We start from the raw sequence: 21889 nt of genomic DNA, 5'->3' as shown, positions 1-21889 counted from the left end.
TAACTTTTTAATAATCAATATTTTAACACCTTAAATCAATTATTTTAACAAAATTCCATCTATGTATGTTTTCTCTACTTTTGTTTCTGGAATTTTAGTTTCTTCTACAGTCATAATATCTTGATTTAAGATTATAAAATCTGCACTTTTTCCGATTTCAATACTTCCTTTTTCATTCTCTTCAAAATTGCTATAAGCTGCCCAAATTGTCATTCCTTTTAAAGTTTCTTCTCTTGTTAAAGCATTTTCTGTCTGAAAACCATTTTCTGGAAAATTCTCTAAATCTTTACGAGCGGTAGCAGCGTAAAAAGTCAAAAACGGACTCACTCTTTCAATCGGAAAATCTGTTCCAAGCGCAATTTTCCCATAAGCATCTAAAAGTTCTTTATAAGCATATGCTTCTTTCACTCTTTCTTCTCCCAAACGCTTTTCAGCCCAATACATATCCGAAGTTGCATGTGTTGGCTGCACAGAAGGAAAAATGTTTTTATAAAATTCTAAATCTACTTTTGAAACAACTTGAGCATGCTCCACTCGCCACCTTCTTTCTTTTGCTTTGTTTCCTAAAATATCTGTATATGTTTTTAAAACTACATAATTTGCAGAATCACCAATTGCGTGTGTATTCATTTGAAAATCTGAATTTGCAATACGTTTTGCAGTAGATTCAAAATCTTCCACAGAAGAAAGTAAAGTTCCAAAATGATTGTGTTTATCGGAATATGATTCTTTTAAAGCTGCACCTCTAGAACCTAAAGCTCCATCCGCATAATATTTAAAAGAACGAACATTTAGTTTAGGCGTTTTTACTTTTCCATTTTTTAAATAAAAATTTAAATTTTCTTTTGTCGCACTTGCCATTGCATAAACTTTCATATGTAAAGTTCCTGCTTTTTGCAAACTATCGATTAATTCAATTACTTCTTTATCCAAACCTGCATCATCTACAGTTGTTAAACCTAGATCTGTACAGATTTTTTCAGCATCTATCAAAGCTTGAATTTTCTCTCTTTTTGTTGGCTCTGGAACTTTAGCTAAAACCAAATCCATCGCATTATCAATCAAAACTCCAGTTGGTTTGCCATCTTTTAAGATCACTTCTCCTCCATCAACTTTTGTTTTTACTGTGATGTCTGCCAAATCCAAAGCTTTTTGGTTTGCTAAAACTGCATGACCATCAATTCTTCGAACAGCAACTGGTGTATTTGGAAACAAACTATCTAATTTTTCTTTTGTAGGAAATTCTTTCACTTCCCATTTTGTTTGATCCCAACCTCTTCCTGTGATAAAAGGAACATTTTTCTTCTTTTGAAAAGCAACAATTCTATCTAAAACTTCTTGAAAACTTTTTGTTCCAACTAAGTCAACTTTCTGCAATTGCAATCCTAAACCATAAAAATGACAATGTGCATCAATAAATCCAGGATAAACTGATTTTCCTTTCAAATCAACAACTTTTGTAGCTTTATAATTTGCAGAAATATCTCCTCCAACTGCAATAAATTTTCCATCTTTTACAGCAAAATCCTGAACCTTATCAAAATTATCATTTACTGTATAAACATTTCCATTTTTATAGATTACATCCACCTCTTCTTTCACGGTACAAGAAGCAAAAGCAGCTAAAATTCCAACTAAAAAACTTATTTTTCTCATTTTATTCTTGTCAAATTATGGTTTAATTTCTTCTTGTTTTGGTAAATATTTATCTACTAAATAAACCAAAGAAGTCATAGCAGCAGCACCAAGTTCTAATTCTCTTTTATTCACTTTATCAAAAGTATCTGTTTCTGCATGATGATAATCAAAATAACGTTGCGAATCTGGACGATAACCAGAAAGCACAATAGTTTCCGATTTTAATGGACTTACATCTGCTCCACTTCCTTCTGTTAAAAACTCATGAATCCCATATGGCTCTAAAAGATTTCTCCATTCTTTAATCCTATCTAAATTTGCTAAATTTCCATCAAAAGAAAAACCTCTTGGTGTATGCCCACCAGCATCTGACTCTAAAGCAAAAACATGTTTCTCCCCTTTTAATTTAGCTTCTTCAGCATACTTTTTTGCTCCACGTAATCCATTTTCTTCATTCATAAAAAACACGCAACGTAAAGTATGTCTTGGTTTCATTTTATTTTTTTGAAATAATTGTAAAACCTCCAAACTTTGAACCACTCCAGTTCCATCATCATGTGCTCCATCTCCTAAATCCCAAGAATCTAAATGCCCTCCAATTGTCATATATTCCTCAGGAAATTCAGAACCTTTTAATTCTCCTATTACATTATAAGAAAGTACATCTGGAAGGTTTTTACAATGTTGTTCAAAATAGAAAGTCAAATCTGATTTCTTTTTTAAATTTTCACTTAAAATATCCGCTGCTTTTGTGCTAATTGCAGCAGTAGGAACCCATTTATCTTCTGGTAATTCTCCATAGCTCATACTTCCTGTATGAGGATAATTATCATTTTTCAAACTCATCGAACGAACAATTACTCCAGCAGCTCCAAACTTCCCAGCAATTCTAGCTCCAGAATAACGTTGATTTACACAACCTCCATAAGCATGTCCTGTTTTGATTAAAGTTGGGTCCATCGGACGATTGTAAAACACTATTTTACCAGCTAATTTATCTCCAAGTTTTTCTGCTTCTTCCAAACTATTTACTTCGATAACTTCTGCTAAAATTCCATTTTTCGGTGTTGAAATAGAACCTCCTAAAGCAGTAATTGGAACTTCTATTTTTTCTCCATTAATTGTATAGTATGCTTTTTCTTTTGTTCCACGAACCCAATGTGGAACCATTACAGGTTGTAGCCAAACAGAATCTAATTGTAATTCTTTCATCAATTTTTCACTCCATTTCACAGCTTTTGCTGCTTCTTCAGAACCAGAAAGTCTTCCTCCATTTGAAGTTAATTCTCTTAGCCACTCATAGCAATCTGAATCTGTAAGTGCTGTATCAAAGATTTCTCGAATTGCTAAACTATCTTTTTGTATTTGTTCGGTGTTTATTTTTGGTTTTGTTTCTTTTTTCTCTTCTTTTTTCTCTGTTGTACAAGAGGCAAAAATCAGTGAAAAAAGGCTTACTGAGACTAGTAATTGTTTCATTAGTTATTGTAGATTTTATTTCATTTTAAATTTGAAAACGTAATTTAGAAATAAATGTTTAGACAGAAACTGTTTCTTTCATTAAAATGATTTTGTTTCGTAATTTTCTTTTTTGCGAAAGGGATTGTAGTGGAAAGCTTTTCTATTTTCAAAATTAGATTTTCTTAAGAACCGGAGGCGACCCTAGAAGCCCACGGATTCTTTAGAAAATCTTTTTTTGAAATGAAAAACTTGGAAAGAAAAGCCCGACTCTTTTTCTGAGTTTTGAAAACGAAGAGAAAGAGATTCGCCCAAATAAAAAAAGAACAAATCTGATAATTCAAATTTGTTCTTTTTTCGGTTTTGACTTCGACTACGCTAAGCCATCATCGACTTAACTCAGCCTATATTTATTCAATACTTAAGAATAAAGTATTCTAAATTTATCTTTTAAATATTTTCTGAAAAATATTCTTTTTCTTTTCAAGATGTGCTCCGTAACCATATCCGTAACCATATCCATAACCTTTTTCATGATCAACACCGTTTACGATTACAGCCATGTTAGGTAATTTTTTCTCCGTATATAGTTTTTGAGGAATTTCTAGAAGTTTTCTATCTAAAACTTCGGCACGTATCACATATAAGAACATGTCAGCGTATTTACTAATCGCAAGCGTATCTGTAACCAGACTTACCGGGGCTGTGTCTACAATTACATAATCGTATTCATTTTTCACAGACTCAAACATTTCTTTGATACGTGGACTCAGCAACATCTCTGCTGGATTTGGTGGAATAAATCCAGATGGTAATAAATAAAGATTCTCTTTCGTTGGTGCTTTAATGATATACTCGTCTAGACTTGAATTTTTATCTTTCACAAAACTAGTAACTCCCTTTTTATCATCAGATATCTCTAAATATTGCATGATTTTTGGAGCTCTTAAATCCATACCAATTAAAAGAACTTTTTTACCAGCATCTGATAATGTAGAAGCTAAATGAATTGCAGTAAATGATTTTCCTTCTTTACTAACTGTAGAAGTTGTAAAAATAATTTTTGCAGTTCCATCTTCTTTTTCTGGCAACATAAAATCTAAATTAGTTCTCAATATTCTATATGCCTCAGCAATACTTGAACGATCTCTTTTATCTAATAAATATTTATTTACTTTTTCAGATTTTGGAACATCTCCTAAAATTGGAGCTTTTACTTTTGCCTTTACATCACTAGTATCATGCACTTTAGTATCTAAAAGATCTAAAACATAAATAACTCCTATAGGAATAATTAAACCTAATAAAATTCCTGCAAGAAGAATAATTTTTTTCTTAGGCGCTATAGGTAATCCTCCTGAATATGCCCAATCAATTACTTTAGAATTTGGCTCTACAATTGCTAATTGTATAGCATTTTCTTCTCTTTTTTCTAAAAGATATAAATACAAACGTTCTTTGATTTCCTGTGTTCTTTTTATATCTCTAAACTGTCGTTCTTTAGAAGGGACAGTGGCTATTTTAGCATCAATTTTTCTACGTTCTGATTCGATAGCTTTTAACTGTAGCTCGAAAGTAACATATAAATTTTGCAAACTACTTTTTAAATTAATCTTCAGTTCATCCAATTGTCTTGTTAATTGAATTACTGTTGGATTTAATTCTGTTGCATTGTCTAGTTTTCTTGTTCTATGATTTACTAAAGTATTATAAGTAGCAATATTTTCGTTGATAGAAATATCTTCTAAACCAAGATTCGTAGGTATTAAAGAATATTTTTGACTAGCATTTTCTAATGCTTCTTGCATAAATTTTATAACCTGTAACTGTGTACTGATTTCAATATACTTTTGTTCATTTAATGCAACTTTATCTAGAAATAGTGTAGCTTCTGAAGCTAAATCTGTCAATTTATTATTCTTTTTAAAAGATTCCTCATCAGAATCTACAGTAAAAAGTTCTTTAGAAATTAATTTCAATCGAGAATCAATAAATTGAGCAGTATTTTTAATTACTTTAGATTTATCTTCAATTGCTCTTTTATTATAATTATCAATCAATGAATTTAAAATAGCATTATTTTTGGATTGGTTTTCACCTTTAATACTTAAAGATAATACACTAGAACGTTTACCTACTTTTGAAATAACTATTTTAGATTTTAATGAATTAACTGCATTTTTTATAGGAATAACTACTATTTTATAATTATTACCTACCTTCTTATGAATCTCTTCATTTGAAACTAATATAAAATCATTTTCACTTCCTATTCTCTGTCCAAAATTAAATTCACCAATTTTATTTTCTTCAACATCATATAAATCATAAGTGGATTCTGAAGTGATTTTTATATTAAAAATTTCCTTTTTATTATTTAAAAGTTTTGAATTCCCTAAATAAGTTAATTCTATAGGTTTAGCTTCAAAAATCTCTGATGATTTTAAACTCCCTTTACTTTTATAAATAAAGTTTAATTTTAATTCTTCAACCACAGAATTAATTAATGATCTAGATTTTAATATTTCAATCTCATTCTCCAAATTACTACTATTAGAAGAAGCTATTCCTAAATCTTCAAAAGCTTCTAATTGAGATGCTAATCCTCCTCCTTTACTATCTTTTAACAAAATTTTTGCAGAAGACTGATAAATTGCTGTTGCATATCTTAAATAGAAGGAAGTTATGGCAACAGTAACTATAACACATAGAAAAATCCATTTCCAATGTCTCAAAAATTTAAATATCTCTTTTTTAAAATCAAACCCATTACCTTCATTAAAAAGGTCATTATCAAAATCTTGCATAAAAATTATCTTGTTAAAATAGCAATTAATGAAACTAGTGTAGAAAGCAATGAAATAGTTACTGCTGTTGAAGGACCAAATGCAGAAGAATCTTTCTTTGTTTGATTTGGTTCTATATAAATAACATCATTTTGATTCAAATAGTATGCTTTTGAATTCACCAAATTCTCATTTGTTAAATCTACTCTAATAAACTCCTTTTTATTTTCCAATTCTCTTACAACAAGAACATTTTTTCTTTTACCAGAAATTAATAAATCTCCTGCTAAACCTAATGCTTCTAAAATCGTAACTCTTTCTCCTTCTAAAGCAAAAGTTCCTGGCCTTTTAACCTCTCCTAATACTGTAACTTTAAAATTTTTCAATCTAATATTAACTACAGGGTTTTTAACATAATCACTGATTTTTTCTTCTAATAGAATTGTAGCTTCATCATTTGTTAGACCTTCAATTTTAACTTCACCTATAATAGGAAAATTAATATTTCCATTAGAATTTATAAGATAAGTTGGAGTTTCTTTAATTTTTAATTCTTGGCCAGCTGAAACTCCACCACCATTAAATGCATTTACAGATTCTTGATCTAATGATGTGACTTCAATAGAAACAATGTCATCTTTTGTAAATTTGATTTTATAATTCACCAATGTATTTTCTACATTACTCCCACCTTGCAAATAAGTCATCTTCTTTTTGGAAACACAAGAAGTAAATAAAATAGAGACAATAAGTACTAAACTTAACTTCCCTGTCAGGGATTCTAATTTCATAATTTTAAAATTTTTGCGAATTTAGGAAAAATTAAATTTCTTTTAAACGTTAATTCCAAAATTCACTTCTGTTAGGGTTAATTTATTTGGTAAAGGGAAAGTTTCTTACTTATTTCTAAGCTTCTTGTAAATCTAGTTTTTCATATTTAGAATTATTTGATATATATTCTGGTACAATTTCTTTTACTTGTCTTACAATATTTTCCGTATTATTTGGTTGCAAATTTTCAGCTAAAAAGTTAACTCTTTCTATTTGTGAATAAATATTCATCTCTTGAACTTTTGCAATCATGATTTTTTCATGATAAGTAGGCTGTGTATTTTCTTCATTACTTAAAAGCTCTTCATATAATTTTTCTCCAGGACGAAGTCCTACAATTTCAATATCTATATCTTCTGGGTATCGAAGTCCTGATAAATGAATCATTTTTACTGCCATATCAAAAATCTTTACAGATTCTCCCATATCAAACACAAATATTTCTCCACCATTTCCCATAGCACCAGCTTCTAGAACCAATTGACAAGCTTCAGGAATTGTCATAAAATATCTTGTAATATCTTTATGTGTCAAAGTTAATGGACCTCCTTTTTCAATCTGTTTTTTGAATAATGGAATCACAGAACCATTTGACCCTAAAACATTACCAAATCTGGTTGTGATAAATTTAGTTTTTGAAGTATTACTTAAACATGTTGCATAAATTTCAGCGACTCGTTTAGTTGCTCCCATCACATTTGTAGGGTTTACAGCTTTGTCTGTAGAAACCATTACAAATTTTTCTACATCATAGTCAACTGATAAATCCATTACAACTTTAGACCCATAAACATTAACTAAAACACCTTCATAAGGATTTTCTTCTACAAAAGGTACATGTTTATAAGCTGCTGCATGAAATACAATATCTGGTCTGTGCTTTTCAAAAGTCTCTTTTAACCTTGTTTTGTTTCGAATATCTCCAACAATTGCTTCAAAATTCACAGCTCCTTCTTGTTTGAATTCTTGCTGTAAATCATAAAGAGCAGATTCTGCCTGATCTAAAATAATTAGATATTTATAATTATATTTTGTTAATTGTCTAGAAATCTCACTTCCAATAGAACCTGCAGCTCCAGTAATTAATAACACCTTCCCTTCAACTTCTTTGGAAATGTTAGGGTTATTAATTTCAATCGGATTTCTATTTAAAATATCCTCAATCTTAACTGTTTTAATTTGTTTTGCATTCAAATCACCATTGGTCCAACGATCTACTGGCGGAACAATCTTTACATTTACTCCTAATTGTGAAAATTCATCTACAAATTTTAAAAGTTTTGTCGATGGTATGGTTTGAATAGAAATAATGATTTCTGAAATTTTATTTTTAGAGATAAATTCTTTGGAAATCTTTTCTTTAGAATAAATTGGTACAGATTCAATTTGTCTACCAACTTTCTTTTTATTATCATCAATAAAAGCTACAACTTTTACAGAATGCTTTGTATCCTTCACCAATGCATGAAGCGTCAATAATCCAGAATTTCCTGCTCCATAAATCACTACATTTTTATATGATTTTGTATCTGAAATTACTTTCGCATATAACGTTTTAAAAACAAATCTACTTGTTATCAAAATCACAATATTAAGTAAATAATGGATAATGATTATCGAAATAGAAGAACTTACAAAATGTCCTGGCACAACTTCTTGTAGACCATTAGCAATCAAACATAAAGTTGCATACAAACTACCAGCCATAAAAACATTATTTGCGTCTTTTAGCCCAGTATGTCTTATTACTCCTTTATAAGAACCTACAATAATAAAACTAAGAACTCCTAGGCCAATAACGAAAGGAATTTCAGCTATAAAATCTAACTTATCAAAATGAAAAGTAAAATTGTATCGAATAACATATGCTAGAAAATAAGTCTGGAAAATTAATAAGGTGTCAATTCCGAGAACCATCCATCTAGAAGCGTACTTATGCGCATTTTTGGAAAGTATTCTTGTAATCATAAGGTGTAAGTAATAAGGTTTAGTAAAGGATTTTGTTTTTGTTTTTTCTTATAAGTTAGTATTTAAGGGTATTTTTAATTGTTTTTGTTATTAGTTCTAAATCAGCGATTTCTAAATTTGATCCGCTAGGCAAACATAAACCTTTTTCGAATAAGTTTTCAGAAACTCCGTTTAAATATTTGTCATAATTTATAAAAATTGGTTGCAAATGCATTGGTTTCCATAAAGGTCGAGATTCAATGTTATTCTCTTGTAATGCTAATCTAATCTTTTCTCTAGTATCAAAAGAGTCTGTCAATATACAAGACAACCAACGATTCGAAAACCCTCCTTCTAATTCCTCTAAAAATTGAATATTTTTATAATTGGAAAGTTCTTTTTTATAAAAATCATGATTTCTTCTTCTTAAAGAAATATGTTTATCCAATATTTCCATCTGACCTCTTCCAATTCCAGCAGTAATATTACTCATTCTGTAATTATATCCAATTCTAGAATGCTGGTAATGCGGAGCAGCATCTCTTGCTTGAGTCGCTAAAAAAAGAGAATCTTGACAATATTCTTCGTTATTTGAAACAATAGCTCCTCCTCCAGAAGTTGTAATTATTTTATTTCCATTAAATGAAAAAATCCCAATATCACCAATAGTTCCCATGGCTTTTCTATTCAATGTAGAACCTAATGCTTCTGCAGCATCTTCCAATACAGGAATATCATATTTTCTGGAAATTTCCATGATTTCATCCATCTTAGATGGCATTCCATATAAGTGTACAACGATAATTGCCTTAGGTTTCTTGCCCTTCTTCTCAATTCTATCTTTAATTGCAATTTCTAATTGCTCTGGACACATATTCCAAGTCTCTTCTTCACTATCTACAAAAACAGGGATTGCTCCTTGATAGATAATAGGATTTACAGTAGCAACAAATGTAAAAGTACTACAAAGAACTTCATCTTCTTTTCCTACTCCAAGCTGAATTAAACCTAAATGAATTGCGGCAGTACCAGAAGTTAATGCTGTACATGCTGTTGCTCCTGTATACTCTTTTAAATCATTTTCAAAACCATTTACATTTGGTCCTAATGGTGCAATCCAGTTTTCTTCAAAAGCTTTATTTATATAATTTTGTTCTGTTCCTCCCATATGTGGAGATGACAACCATATTTTCTTATTCATTTTCTTCTCCTTTTATTTATCTGCTTAATAAAGGTCAAAAGTGTGTACTATTTATTATATTTTATTATTTTCCCAGGGTTACCTACTATAACAGCATTATCTGGTACATTTTTTATCACAACAGCTCCAGCACCAATAGTTACATTTTTTCCTATAGTAGTTATTCCTGTCATTAATGTGGCTCCTATTCCTACAAAAGACATTTCTTTTAAAACAATATTGGCTCCAAAATTAACTCCTGTTGAAATGAAAGATCCTTTTTTTAGAATACAATGATGAGCTATTTTACTTCCCATACTTATCATTACAAAATCTTCTAAAACAGTATGTGGCATGATAATACTATTGGGTAAAATATATACTCCTTTACCTATTTGAATATCATTTGTCAATTGAACTGATGAATGAATAAAATTAGGTGTAGAATAACCTAATTCTATAGCTTTCTCTAACATTTTCACTCTAATTCGATTATTACCTATCGAACAGAAAATATTTGTTATTTTAGATTTAATTTCTTCATTATTTAATGTATCAGAATCTCCTAAAACTAAAATTCCGTTTATTTCTTTATTATGAGTAGTTGGATTATCATCAACAAATCCAATAATATCAAAACCTTCTTCTTTTAAATAAGTGGCATAAACTTCTCCATAAGTTCCAGCACCTATAATTATTGCTTTTTTATTAATTCTTTCCATTAAAAGCTTCCATTGTTACTTTTTCAGACACATTGATATCACTTCTTTTTATTACTTTCAAAAAAGTTTTAAAAATTATTTTCAAATCTAAAATTAAACTAGCATTATCAACATAATAAACATCAAACTCAAATTTTTGAGTCCATGTTATTGTATTTCTTCCATTAACTTGAGCTAGACCTGTAATACCAGGCTTTACATTATGTCTTCTTTTCTGATTTTCATTGTATAAGCTTAAATACTTTGGTAATAATGGTCTAGGGCCTATTAAACTCATATCACCTTTTAAAATATTTATTAGCTGTGGTATTTCATCTAATGAACTTTTTCTAATAAAGCTTCCAACTTTAGTAATTCTTTCATGATTAGGAAGAAGGTTACCAAATTGATCTTTTTTATCGTTCATTGTTTTAAACTTAATTATTCTAAAAATTCTCTCTCCCTTACCTGGTCTACTTTGATAAAAAAATGGTTTACCATTATTTACTATTGCCAATAAAATAGTTATTGTAATAAAAATAGGAAAAAGTATAATCAAACTTATTAAAGCAACACTGTAATCAATTAAGTTTTTAAATAATTTCGTATACATTACTTTTTTAAATTTAAAATATAGTTTAAATATTTTTCAGCTAACATTGTTCTATCAAAATTTAGTTTTGCATAATCATATCCATTCTTCCCTTCCATAGCTAACCTTTCTTCTTGAGCTAAATACATTCTAATTTTTTTAGCGAAATCTTCTGGATTTTCAGGTTCTACAAAAACCCCTGCTTTTGCTTCTTCAACTAAATCTTTAGAAACTCCATCAATTGCCATTAAAATTGGTTTTTTACAAGACATATAATCAAATGTTTTATTTGAATAAATAGTCTTAAATGTATCTACTTTCTTTAAAACAGAGGCACCCATTTCTGATGCTAATACATATTTAAACACATCTTTTTTAGGAACTGGATCAATAAATCGAACGTTTTTAACATTTTTCTCCTTTGCTTTTTCAATTAATCGATTCTTTTCCATTCCACCACCTATTAAAAGAAATTCTACGTTAGTATCTTCTAGTAATTTTCCAGTATCTATTACTTGATCTAAATGATTTGCAACCCCATGTGCTCCAACGTAAGTGATGATAAACTTCCCATCTAAATCGTTCTCTTTTCTAAATTTCTCTCGATCAAAATTATCTAATAATTCTTCAGATAAAGAAAAATCAGCTGCATTAGGTATAAAAATAACTTTGTCTTCAGGAACATTCTTCTTTTCTATCAAAGTTTTTCTAAATGCTGGAGTTAAAACATTAATCATTTTAGATTTTTTATATAAAAATTTCTCTAATGCATAAGCCATTTTAATGATTAATTTATTTTTTACTACTCCTGTATCTATTGCTGATTCAGGCCACAAATCACGTATTTCAAATACTAAAGGTATTCTCTTAAACAAAGAAATAAAATACCCACTCAACCCAATAAAAAGAGGTGGTGATGTTACTATTACAACATCGTATTTTCCTTTTGTTTTAAACAATCCAGCCCAAAGACTTGAAAAAACAAATGAAAAATATCCCCATAATCTTCCTCTAAAATTCTTGTTGTAATTTAAAGAAACAAAACATCTAATAACTTCAACTTTTCCTTGAAATTTTCTTACAAATTTTTCATTCTTGTAATCATTTTTATTTGATACACTTCTTTCTGGCATCATACCTCCTAGAACGGTAACTTCATAACCTTTTTCAGTCCAAACTTTTGCTATTTCATTCCATCTAGATCCTCCAAAGCCATCATCTTCTAAAAAATATTGATGTAATAATAATATTTTCATAAATTATATGTAAAATGTTGTTTTTATTTTTTTAGAGAATGAAATTTGTTTGCATTTCCCTACATTTTTGATACCATAATACTCTGAATTAAAAGATTTTTTATCCTCTACTTCTAATTCATTTTCTAATTTCCAGTTCCAATTAAAATCATCATAATGCCAAAGCTGTTTTTTAGAATAATTATCAGCATTAAAAATTGAATCTTCTACAATCCATTTATCTTTAGATTTAGAAATAAAAACTTTACGATTATGTCTTATTTTTTTATTTAAATATCTATATGCACTTATTTCACCTGAAAAGATAAAATAATCATTATTTTCTGACCATTTAGCATCTATTCTTTGAGTCCAATAAAACCACATAAACCTACTTCCTCTGAGCATTTGTGGTTTTTCATCAATCATTACAGTATTATGCCCTAAAGTATCTTTAAAAAAAGATTGTGTCAAGTCATCAGTATTATATTTATAAGTACCTGAATCTCTCATTATATTTTCACCATCTTTCCAAATATCTATATGAAGATTATCTGCTTGTACGGGCTTATTTTTATGATTTCCACATCTAATAAATGTAAAATTCTCAGAATTTCGACAAATATAATACCCTCCAACGTCAAATGATTGCGAACCGAACACTTTTGTCAAATTATTCATTTTTTTAGAATCTAATTCAAAATCTAAAAAATCTTCTATTAAATAATTCTCTTTATATATATAATTTCCAGTAATAATTTTATGCAAACTATTTAATTGTGGACGATAATCCCTATAATCCCTATCTGAAAGAGGAAAAAACAACGCTCCATCATTCGCTCCGTAGTTTGGTAAATAACCATTTTCTTCCTGAAGACATTGGTATAAGAAGTTTAAAGACTTATATGCTTTTTTATAAACGTTATCTGAAAATGGTTTTTTGTATTTTTCAGAAATAGTTATTCCTAAAGATAATAACTGAATAACCACTCGATGATAATTCATACTAAATTGAAGAAATGTTCCATCATCATAAATTTGATAGTCAATTTCCTCTTCAAAATATTTTCTTCCAACTTTAGCCCATTTTTTTGTCTCTGGAATAAAAGGGAATAATAATTCACTTAAAGTCAAAAATAAAGTTTCTGTAATTGCATGATTATTTCTTACTGCAATCCTAGAAAAATCAATATGATGATATACATGGTGTAAAGACCAATAAATAGTATTTTGAATCTTATCCCATCTTTGTTTTGTTAAAGCTTTATCATTTTTATAAAAATCTAAAGCAAAACACCAATTAAAAATTCGTAATGAAATCTCTTGACTACAACGCCAATTTGGTCCTTGATTTACTGGATTCATATCTATCCAATTTTCTATTTGAGAAAAAATAAATTCCGCATTATTTTTTCCAAAATGAAAATCATAACGTAAAATAGTTTGTAAAAAACTAAATCTTGATTTCTCCCAAACAAATTTTATATCTCCAGCTTCTTTGGCTAAATCTGGAATCTCTGACCAATGTTTTGAAATATCATATTCAAAACCTGTAACAGGATTCGTAATCCAATTATAATCTAAACCAATATTTTTCCATTCTGAACTAAAAAAAAGAATTTCTCCTGACAATATTCTTGAAGCTTTTTCTTCTAATACTTGTGTAGGATTTTTCGTTTCACTTCTTAAATTAAGAAATGAAAAATTTGATTTTCTCCATCCATCAAAAGAAATAAAGTTTTGAGAAAAAACATGCATTGGATGCTTCTTCTTTAACCTTCCTGATTTTTGTTCAAAAACATTAAAAACACGGTAACTTGTGTAACGTAGCCCCATGTTTTTCACTAATTGTGTGGCTAATTTAAAATTCATTAAAAAAATTGTTTATTCTTGATTTCAGAAACTACAAATCTCAATTTATTTGATTTAGTACGTTCAATCTTATCTAAATACTCAATTTTGAAATTTATTTCATTCTTAAACCATAAATCTAATTTTTTAATTAATTTTTTTTCTTCATTATGATTATCATAACTTTTAGATTTTACAATTCTAATCACAACATTATTAAAGTCTGGCTGATAAATTTGAGCTTCTTTTATATGAATTAAACCCTTAAAAATATGATCTAACCTTCCTAATTTTGTTCCATTTTTAAGAATAACATAATCTTCTTTTCGACCATCAATTGATATAATTTGACCACCAATAATCTCAACAATATCATTTGTATTATATCTTATTAACGGAAAGTTTGGATTAGATAAATTTGTTCCAACAATCCAATATTTATTCTTTATGTCAGTTGGTATAAATTCTGTGTATGAAAAATATCTATCCAAATATAATTCTTCATTACTATGTTGACTTATATTTGAAACACATTCTGTCATACAATAATGTTCAGATAAAACAGCATTTTCAAAAACCTTTCTAATTAATATTTTCTGATTTTCTAATAAATTTTCAGAGCCAAAAGTTATATTCTTAACAAATGAAAAATCGTAATTTTTATCTTTAACTAATGCTGCAAATAATGATATTTGTGAAGGATAACCATGTAGCCATTCTAATTTTTGTTTTAAAATTTTATTTGCATAATCATCAACTGTATTTTCATTCAAATGCTGTGCACTAAACATTACTCTCTTTTCAGGATAATTAATTCTCCAAAAAGGCGGCTTTTTAACATTTGAGTTTATTATTTTCATTCCACCAAACCAGCCATACCATTGATCTAATTTAATACCTTGTTTTATCCTATAATTCCAACATACTGCCCATCTTTCATTTTCTGCCTCTCTAGTTTCGTATAAAATTAAACCTGCTCCAGTTGTTCCACTTGTTCTCTTAGAAATTAAAGGCTCCTTGTTAATTTTTATTAAATCTATATTTTTCCTAACATCATCTTTTGTGAGAATTGGTAGCTTCTTTAATTCTTTTTTAATATCAATTGCATCTATATTTATATTATATTTTAAAAACCTGCTATTCCAATACTCACTATTTTTAGCATTCTTAAGAAACTTTCTTAAACGTTCTTCTTCTAGTACTATTTTTTCATGAAGTGATTTATTGTCTAAACTTTGATAAAAATCTAATTCTTTATAAAAATTTGAAGAAAAACGGTTCTTTTTAATCTGATATCCTTTAATAGAAATTATTAAATTCTGAATCCAAATTGGTGAATTAAAATATATGTTTAATAATTTTTCTTTCATAATTTTATTTATTTTAGAAATGATTTATAAAGTTTAAAAATCTCTAAAGAATTATCTACTACTATCTTTGTTTCAAGATTATTTGATTTGTATTTTTTATCAAACTCCTGAAAATCCGAAAATGTATTAACTTCACTTGGTCTATCTACAACATCTGTTGCAAAAACTGGCTTTTGATAAAACAAAGCTTCTTTTACAGATAACGAATCACCATCTTTTGTTGTTGCTCTTATCAACCCATCAGTTTGCTTTATAACATTTACAAAGTCATGCTTTTCATTTATGAAATAAATATTATCAGAAACTACGGTAAATTTTTCCTTTAAAAAGCGAAAATATCTATCATTTGGGCTAGAAAAAACCAATGCTATATCCTTTTTATTTTTAAAATATTCTACAATTTGAGTTCCCATATAAATTTCTTCTCCATTTTCATCATATACTAATGAACTTGCGTTAGTAGAAAAAACCATTTCATATTTCTTTTTTAAAAGCTCTATTTTATGAGAATATTCTTCTTTTAAAGGAATTATATTTTCTTCTACAGGAGGGATGAAAGCTCCTATTTTATAGGTGTTTTTTTGTTTTATTTTTTGAGCATTCTTAAATGAAAAATCATTCAATAATATAGAAGCTGAACTCCATTTTAAGCTATATTTATCAAAAGTATTTTTAAAATCATATTTTCCATGAAAAGTAATAATTACTTTTTTAAAAAATAATTTAAATAGAATTGTAAAGATTAGTCTTAGCTTTTTATTACTTAAATGAATATGAATAATTCTTGCAGAAAAAACTTTTCTCAAAATCGAAAACATATTTTTTTCTTTAGAATAATCTAAAACATCAATTTTATATTCTTTGTTTGCTCTATGAATTAATCTACTGACATGTATTGTAACTCCTCCAATAGGTGGTGGTAGTTTAGAAAATTGTAATATCATAAATTAACTTTTATTATTAACTAAATTATTTTCATAATTTTGCTTTATTATTTTACCAGGATTCCCCATCACTAATGAGTTACTCGGGACATCAAAATTCACAAAACTTCCAGGGCTTATCACTGCATTATCTCCTATTTTCACATTCCCTACAATTATTACATTTGCCCCAATCCAAACAGAACTTCCTATTTTTGGTGCTCCTGCTTTTTTTCCATTTGCTACTCGTCCAATAGTTACCCCTTGAGATATATTAACATTATCTCCAAATTCAACTGCTCCATTAATTACAATACCACCAAAATGTCCTACATAAAAACCTTTTCCTATTTTAATTGTATCATACGTATCGATGCCGTATTTATAAGACATTTGTCTCAAATAAAGTTTTAAAAAAGGATATAACACGTTATTTTTTCTATAATGCTGTGTTAATCTTAAATAAAAAACATATCTAAAACCTGGTATTTTTAAGAAGGCTTTTTGAAATTTATTTTCATACCCATACCTTTTTAAATCTGTATTTACTTTCGTCATCAATTTATTTTTCATAACAAATACTAATTTTTAATTAAGTTTAACCATTTTTGGATTGTAACTTCTTTACTCATCTGTTTTTTTATTAATTGATAACTTCTTTCTCCCATTTCTTTTATCTCATTTTCCTCTTTTTGGAAAAACTCATGTATCTTTTCGGCTATATCTATTGGATTTTTTTGATCCAATAAAAAACCATTTTCATTAGAAACTAAAATTGGATGGTCACAAACATTACTCAGTAATACTGGTTTTTTTAAAAACATTGCTTCACAAACACTATTAGGACAACCTTCAAAATCAGACAAATGAATTAAAGCATCAGCCATATTAATTTTAGAATAAATTTCATTTGTCACTCCCTTAAATGTCAAAACCTTTTCTAAGCCTTTTTCTTCTAATAAACTTAGTCCTTTTTCCATAACGAGCTTATCTTTTTCATTAGAAGAGATTCGACCAAACCAGTCTATTTTAAATTTGGGTTCACCATATTTTTGAGAATACGCCAAAACTGCTTCACATAATTTTAAAGGATTTTTATAATAATGTGTGTTACTTACAACAATAAATTTGACCTTTTTATCTTTAGTTGAAGAAATCGGTATTTTTGGAATATTATAAATATTTGGAGTATAAACTATTTTTTCAGATAAAAAAGGAAAACATTCTTTCATCCTTTCTGCTTGCGAAATAGAATTTGTAGATATAACATCTGCAAATGTGTGAAAATACTCTAAAACTTTCTTTTTAAAAGTCAAAGTTTTTTTAAAATATGCACTCCTTTGGCTAATAATTATTTTAGGAACTACTCCCGCTATTTTCAATATTTCATTATAAAAATTTGGAGTATCCAAATAAGAAATAGAAATATCATAATTTCTATTTTTAACCTCTTTAATCAGTTTTCCAATAAATTTAATCTCAAATCTAGATTTTTTTAAAATCTTGTAAATTGGAATTTTTAATTCTTTTACTTCTTCTTCTAAATGAGAAGTATGAGGATGAAATACTATTACTTCTACCTCATGATATTTATTTAACTCTTTAGTTAAAGCTACAAACTGCCTTTGTGCTCCACCTACATTAAAACTATCGGTTAATAGTAGTATTTTCATATAGTTAACTTCATTTTTTTAGTATATTCGTGAAAAAACAGAACAGCAAAACTCATTGCAAAAATTAGATTATTAATCTTGAATTCATAAACACCTAGTTTCGTAATTCCATTTATCATTATTGTTAAAACAACAAATAAAAAGAAGGTATTTTTAGTAGAAATAACATATTTATGTAACTCAAAAATAAACTTACTAAGAAATAAAATAAATAATAGTAATGCTAAAATACCTGCATTTCCCCATACAGCTAAATATGCATTATGTACTCCCCCAACTCCTTCAATTCTTTGCATATTCCCCATTCCAATACCAGTTAAAGGATATTCATTTATATAATCCATAGCATGTCCATATAGCTCTAATCTACCTCCAGAATTTTCATCAGAAACTCCACCATCAAATATTGTCAAAGTTCGATCCATTCTTCTTTGTAAACTTCTATTGGAATCTTCATAAATTTTAGGTAATGCAATTCCTAATATCACAACTCCTATAAAAGCTATAAACACAGCTTTAAAAGTCAAGCCTTTATAAACTGTTAATTGTAGAAAAAGAAGAATGAAAAAAGAAATAAAAATAGCTCTCGAAAAAGCCATAAACATAGTGTAAAAACAAATTAATAGTAGAATTCCTAAAAATATTTTATAAATCTTTTTAGTATAGGATTTAAATAAATATTGTATGGCTAAAATTGAAAATAATGCTTGAGAAGCAAGTTCATTTGGATTTGCAAAAAAACCTGACATTCGAGTATCTGTCCTATATCGTGCTTGAATTGCTGCAATTTTCAGATAATCCAAACCACAACTTAGTACTACAGAAATTATAATAACCCAAAAAGTAAATCGGATAATTTTATATCCATTACGTTTTAACTCCTCTCTATACCCTAAAAATAAGGCATAAATAATTAACATTGTTTTTAACAAATCCAAAATTGTATTATCTGTTTCTCTTCCTACTTGTAAATAAAGAAGCAATGCTATAAGCCCTAAAACTAAATATATTATAAGATACCCAAAGTAAAATCGTAATAATTTCGAAATACTTCTGTGTTTTGCATAGATAATTAAATAAATACTAAAAAGTAAAATTAATGGAGATATTAACCCTGTAAAACCTGTCAATAAGTATACTAATCCATTTATATTTAAAAGAATTATACTTATTAAAATTTTAAATACAAGACTATATATTTTTGTTTTTTTAAACATTTTCTTTAATTTCAGATACTAATTTTTCAAATTGTCTCTTTCTAGAATACTCTTCAACGGTTCTCATTTCTTTAGAAAACTTAAAAGCATTTATTTCCTCAAATAAAGATTCTCCAGTATCAATCTGGATTACTTTTTTATCTTTGAAATTTATTTTTTTACTTAAAAAAACTAATTCATTATCTACATATTCATTCCAAAGAATAACAGGAATATTAGAACCTAAATATTCATACACCTTCCCAGGAATCACCCCCTTTGTATTAATTTTATTACTCTTCCAATTAAATAATAATAAGTAATCTGCATTTTTCTGAATTTCTAAAGCTAATAAATATGGAACTAGATTTATTATAATAAAATTATCCTTAGGAGCATTTAATTCTCTTAATTTTTCATTTACATATTTTGCTTGCCCACCTACATAAATAAAATCAAAATTTTCTAGCATTTTTTCATTCTTCACAAAAACTTCTAGAAACGTATCAATACCTTGGTTTTTTGGAAAAATAGAACCTGTATATACAATTTTTTTTCGCTTAGAGGCTTTTACTCTATCTAAGATTTCATTTTCTGTAACGGAAACATCACTATCTTTTAGAACATAACCATTTCTAATTACAATTCCTTTTACTCTATATAATTTTTCAAAACTCTCCTTCCAAATATTAGAAACCGTAACTATTCTTGTAGCTTTCTTCAAAACTTTTTTAGAATACTTTTTCTCTAATAAATTCATAAAAAATCCATCATTTTTTTTCACATGATTATCTACCCAAGGATCTCGTAATTCTGCAAACCATTTTATTTTATACTTTACAGATAAATATCGTGCTACTAAATGTGAACTATATGGGTAAGAAGACGAATAAATAATATCTGGTTGAAATTTCTGTACCACTTCTTTTCCCTTTTTTTTAGCTCCTTTAACCCAGTGTATATAAGAATCTGGATATAATAATAACAATGCTATTCTTTTTATAAAAGAAAATAACATTCCTTTTTTCCCTTGTTTTTTAGGTAAAGAAATTTTTGTTGTTTTCTTTTCTATATACTTATTTTTAGAAATTTTTCGGAAAGACCTAAAATCAAACCAAGAAACATAATGTACATTTTCATCTACAATAAAATCCTTCTGATGATGATTCCCTACATAAGCAGTGATAATTTTATATTCTATATTATTTTCTCTGAAAAACTCTGCCAAAGCATTAATCCTATTCGCTCCTATAGAATTGAAAGGTGCAAATCTGAAACTAACTATTAATACTTTCATATATATATTTTTTAGCTAAAATAGAAGATTTCCCATATATATTACTTTTCAGAGCTTCATTATAGTAAGATATTTCTGGAGTATTAAAATTAAATGTTTTATAATTGAAATTTCCTACTAATTCAATTAACTCTGAGGCATTCTTAACTTCATCAACAAATTTATTCTTGACAAAGCCATAATAATCATATTTACTATTATTATCATGAAATTGATAATAAACAGATCTACATTTTACACTATTAGCTTCAACATGAATAGATGAATCTGAAGCAACTAAAAAATCAGAATGTGAAATAAAATCAAAAACACTCATATTATTTCCATTTTCAATTTTAAAATTTGATTTTATCTTTCGTACATCAGCAGGATGTTTTCTAAGAATTACCTTGAAATTATTTTTGATTAATGAGCTTATAATATTCTCTACTTTATTTAAATCATCATTTTGATTAATTGCAATACCTATTTTTTTTATTTGATTTCTCTGTCTTATCTTAGAAATCTCAGAATCTAATTTTGGCATTCCAATCAATTTAATTTCAGTATCAATATTCTTACTTTTTTTATACGAAGCTTCAGAATATTTACTTTCTAATAAAGCCAAATCAAATTCTAAAGGAGGAAAATATGTACTAACAGAACCATGTTGAATATAAGCTGTTTTTATTCCCATTTTTTGACAAGCTAAAATATAACTTCTTGTTTCTGGAATATGGTCATTTGCAAAAACAACCAACTTAGGTTTCTGTTTTTGAACTAATTTAGTAAATAAGCTATTTAAACCATAAGCTCTATATAATAAATATAAATCTCTTCTATTTTGTTTATTTATTATTATAAAAGGCAAAGAAACGAAAAATAATATGCTGAAAAAAAATTTACTCTTAAATCTGTGAGTAATAACATTCTCCATAGAATTACCCAAAACAGTAGCTTTCAAAAAAACAACATCTGAATCTCTTAAAAACTTTAGAGCTTCATAATTATTTTTTGAATTTACAATACAAACTATTTTATCTTCAATATCTATTTGTAAATTTTGATGAAATAGTAATAATTTAAATTCTTTAAAAAAACTAAACAAAATAGTTTTTAATCTTGATAAAAAGGAATTTCCTATTATTGTATTTCTTCTTTCCTTATTTAAAGTCTCAATGTATCCATTTCGATATAAATAAAGTGCGTTTATTGCATTTTTATAATTACTCATT

17 protein-coding genes are annotated in these 21889 nt (G+C 27.6%); all 17 read right to left on the bottom strand.

Features of this window, described 5'->3' with window-relative positions:
• Nucleotides 1–39: 39 nt before the first annotated feature.
• The 17 genes from I0K12_RS16410 to I0K12_RS16330 all read right to left on the bottom strand — a co-directional run bounded on the left by I0K12_RS16410 (nucleotide 40) and on the right by I0K12_RS16330 (nucleotide 21888).
• The gene (locus I0K12_RS16410; RefSeq protein WP_196889221.1) at nucleotides 40–1656 is read right to left on the bottom strand and encodes an amidohydrolase; all 1617 of its coding nucleotides are present in this window, start codon (nucleotides 1654–1656) and stop codon (nucleotides 40–42) included.
• A 15-nt stretch (nucleotides 1657–1671) separates the two neighbouring features.
• Nucleotides 1672–3114 carry a M20/M25/M40 family metallo-hydrolase gene (locus I0K12_RS16405; protein WP_196889220.1) on the bottom strand — a complete coding sequence of 481 codons (1443 nt, stop codon included), beginning with the start codon at nucleotides 3112–3114 and terminating at the stop codon, nucleotides 1672–1674.
• A 422-nt stretch (nucleotides 3115–3536) separates the two neighbouring features.
• Entirely contained in the window at nucleotides 3537–5900 is a 2364-nt protein-coding gene (locus tag I0K12_RS16400) for a GumC family protein (RefSeq protein WP_196889219.1), read from the bottom strand.
• A 5-nt stretch (nucleotides 5901–5905) separates the two neighbouring features.
• Entirely contained in the window at nucleotides 5906–6670 is a 765-nt protein-coding gene (locus I0K12_RS16395) for a polysaccharide biosynthesis/export family protein (protein ID WP_196889218.1), read from the bottom strand.
• 115 nt (nucleotides 6671–6785) lie between these two features.
• Nucleotides 6786–8678, bottom strand: coding sequence for a polysaccharide biosynthesis protein (locus tag I0K12_RS16390; RefSeq protein WP_196889217.1), 1893 nt, complete (start codon nucleotides 8676–8678; stop codon nucleotides 6786–6788).
• A 55-nt stretch (nucleotides 8679–8733) separates the two neighbouring features.
• Nucleotides 8734–9858, bottom strand: coding sequence for a DegT/DnrJ/EryC1/StrS family aminotransferase (locus tag I0K12_RS16385; RefSeq protein WP_196889216.1), 1125 nt, complete (start codon nucleotides 9856–9858; stop codon nucleotides 8734–8736).
• Nucleotides 9859–9905: 47 nt separating this feature from the next.
• A complete protein-coding gene (locus I0K12_RS16380; RefSeq protein ID WP_196889215.1) occupies nucleotides 9906–10559 on the bottom strand; it encodes a NeuD/PglB/VioB family sugar acetyltransferase in 654 nt (217 codons plus the stop codon).
• The gene (locus tag I0K12_RS16375) at nucleotides 10546–11151 is read right to left on the bottom strand and encodes a sugar transferase (protein WP_196889214.1); all 606 of its coding nucleotides are present in this window, start codon (nucleotides 11149–11151) and stop codon (nucleotides 10546–10548) included. Before I0K12_RS16375 ends, I0K12_RS16380 begins: the two co-directional genes overlap by 14 nt.
• A complete protein-coding gene (locus I0K12_RS16370; RefSeq protein WP_196889213.1) occupies nucleotides 11151–12386 on the bottom strand; it encodes a glycosyltransferase family 4 protein in 1236 nt (411 codons plus the stop codon). Before I0K12_RS16370 ends, I0K12_RS16375 begins: the two co-directional genes overlap by 1 nt.
• Before the next feature lie 3 nt (nucleotides 12387–12389).
• Nucleotides 12390–14237: a heparinase II/III-family protein gene (locus I0K12_RS16365; protein ID WP_231372788.1), complete on the bottom strand. Its 1848-nt coding sequence runs from the start codon at nucleotides 14235–14237 to the stop codon at nucleotides 12390–12392.
• Nucleotides 14237–15586: a hypothetical protein gene (locus I0K12_RS16360; protein ID WP_196889212.1), complete on the bottom strand. Its 1350-nt coding sequence runs from the start codon at nucleotides 15584–15586 to the stop codon at nucleotides 14237–14239. Before I0K12_RS16360 ends, I0K12_RS16365 begins: the two co-directional genes overlap by 1 nt.
• 8 nt (nucleotides 15587–15594) lie before the next feature.
• Nucleotides 15595–16530 carry a hypothetical protein gene (locus tag I0K12_RS16355; protein WP_196889211.1) on the bottom strand — a complete coding sequence of 312 codons (936 nt, stop codon included), beginning with the start codon at nucleotides 16528–16530 and terminating at the stop codon, nucleotides 15595–15597.
• Nucleotides 16531–16533: 3 nt separating this feature from the next.
• A complete protein-coding gene (locus I0K12_RS16350; RefSeq protein ID WP_196889210.1) occupies nucleotides 16534–17082 on the bottom strand; it encodes a serine O-acetyltransferase in 549 nt (182 codons plus the stop codon).
• An 8-nt stretch (nucleotides 17083–17090) separates the two neighbouring features.
• Nucleotides 17091–18182, bottom strand: a complete 1092-nt coding sequence (locus tag I0K12_RS16345) for a glycosyltransferase family 4 protein (protein WP_196889209.1) — start codon at nucleotides 18180–18182, stop codon at nucleotides 17091–17093.
• The gene (locus I0K12_RS16340; protein ID WP_196889208.1) at nucleotides 18179–19399 is read right to left on the bottom strand and encodes an O-antigen ligase family protein; all 1221 of its coding nucleotides are present in this window, start codon (nucleotides 19397–19399) and stop codon (nucleotides 18179–18181) included. The genes I0K12_RS16345 and I0K12_RS16340 overlap by 4 nt, the downstream gene beginning before the upstream one ends.
• Nucleotides 19392–20675, bottom strand: coding sequence for a glycosyltransferase (locus tag I0K12_RS16335; protein WP_196889207.1), 1284 nt, complete (start codon nucleotides 20673–20675; stop codon nucleotides 19392–19394). The genes I0K12_RS16340 and I0K12_RS16335 overlap by 8 nt, the downstream gene beginning before the upstream one ends.
• Nucleotides 20656–21888 (bottom strand): hypothetical protein, encoded by a 1233-nt coding sequence (locus tag I0K12_RS16330; protein ID WP_196889206.1) that lies wholly within the window; start codon nucleotides 21886–21888, stop codon nucleotides 20656–20658. Before I0K12_RS16330 ends, I0K12_RS16335 begins: the two co-directional genes overlap by 20 nt.
• Nucleotide 21889 lies beyond the last annotated feature (1 nt).

Origin of the sequence: Aureivirga sp. CE67, from assembly GCF_015767245.1 — a bacterium.
In the GTDB taxonomy this organism is placed as follows: domain Bacteria; phylum Bacteroidota; class Bacteroidia; order Flavobacteriales; family Flavobacteriaceae; genus Aureivirga.
Note: the sequence above shows the minus strand (reverse complement) of the source record. Positions and strands in the feature narration are given on the sequence as shown.

Excerpts from the sequence above, each read along its gene's own strand:
- I0K12_RS16355 (WP_196889211.1), bottom strand. The coding sequence starts at position 16,530 with ATGATATTACAATTTTCTAAACTACCACCACCTATTGGAGGAGTTACA.
- I0K12_RS16390 (WP_196889217.1), bottom strand. The coding sequence starts at position 8,678 with ATGATTACAAGAATACTTTCCAAAAATGCGCATAAGTACGCTTCTAGA.
- I0K12_RS16380 (WP_196889215.1), bottom strand. The coding sequence starts at position 10,559 with ATGGAAAGAATTAATAAAAAAGCAATAATTATAGGTGCTGGAACTTAT.
- I0K12_RS16350 (WP_196889210.1), bottom strand. The coding sequence starts at position 17,082 with ATGAAAAATAAATTGATGACGAAAGTAAATACAGATTTAAAAAGGTAT.
- I0K12_RS16400 (WP_196889219.1), bottom strand. The coding sequence starts at position 5,900 with ATGCAAGATTTTGATAATGACCTTTTTAATGAAGGTAATGGGTTTGAT.
- I0K12_RS16330 (WP_196889206.1), bottom strand. The coding sequence starts at position 21,888 with ATGAGTAATTATAAAAATGCAATAAACGCACTTTATTTATATCGAAAT.
- I0K12_RS16345 (WP_196889209.1), bottom strand. The coding sequence starts at position 18,182 with ATGAAAATACTACTATTAACCGATAGTTTTAATGTAGGTGGAGCACAA.
- I0K12_RS16365 (WP_231372788.1), bottom strand. The coding sequence starts at position 14,237 with ATGAATTTTAAATTAGCCACACAATTAGTGAAAAACATGGGGCTACGT.
- I0K12_RS16405 (WP_196889220.1), bottom strand. The coding sequence starts at position 3,114 with ATGAAACAATTACTAGTCTCAGTAAGCCTTTTTTCACTGATTTTTGCC.
- I0K12_RS16410 (WP_196889221.1), bottom strand. The coding sequence starts at position 1,656 with ATGAGAAAAATAAGTTTTTTAGTTGGAATTTTAGCTGCTTTTGCTTCT.
- I0K12_RS16385 (WP_196889216.1), bottom strand. The coding sequence starts at position 9,858 with ATGAATAAGAAAATATGGTTGTCATCTCCACATATGGGAGGAACAGAA.
- I0K12_RS16370 (WP_196889213.1), bottom strand. The coding sequence starts at position 12,386 with ATGAAAATATTATTATTACATCAATATTTTTTAGAAGATGATGGCTTT.
- I0K12_RS16335 (WP_196889207.1), bottom strand. The coding sequence starts at position 20,675 with ATGAAAGTATTAATAGTTAGTTTCAGATTTGCACCTTTCAATTCTATA.
- I0K12_RS16375 (WP_196889214.1), bottom strand. The coding sequence starts at position 11,151 with ATGTATACGAAATTATTTAAAAACTTAATTGATTACAGTGTTGCTTTA.
- I0K12_RS16340 (WP_196889208.1), bottom strand. The coding sequence starts at position 19,399 with ATGTTTAAAAAAACAAAAATATATAGTCTTGTATTTAAAATTTTAATA.
- I0K12_RS16395 (WP_196889218.1), bottom strand. The coding sequence starts at position 6,670 with ATGAAATTAGAATCCCTGACAGGGAAGTTAAGTTTAGTACTTATTGTC.
- I0K12_RS16360 (WP_196889212.1), bottom strand. The coding sequence starts at position 15,586 with ATGAAAGAAAAATTATTAAACATATATTTTAATTCACCAATTTGGATT.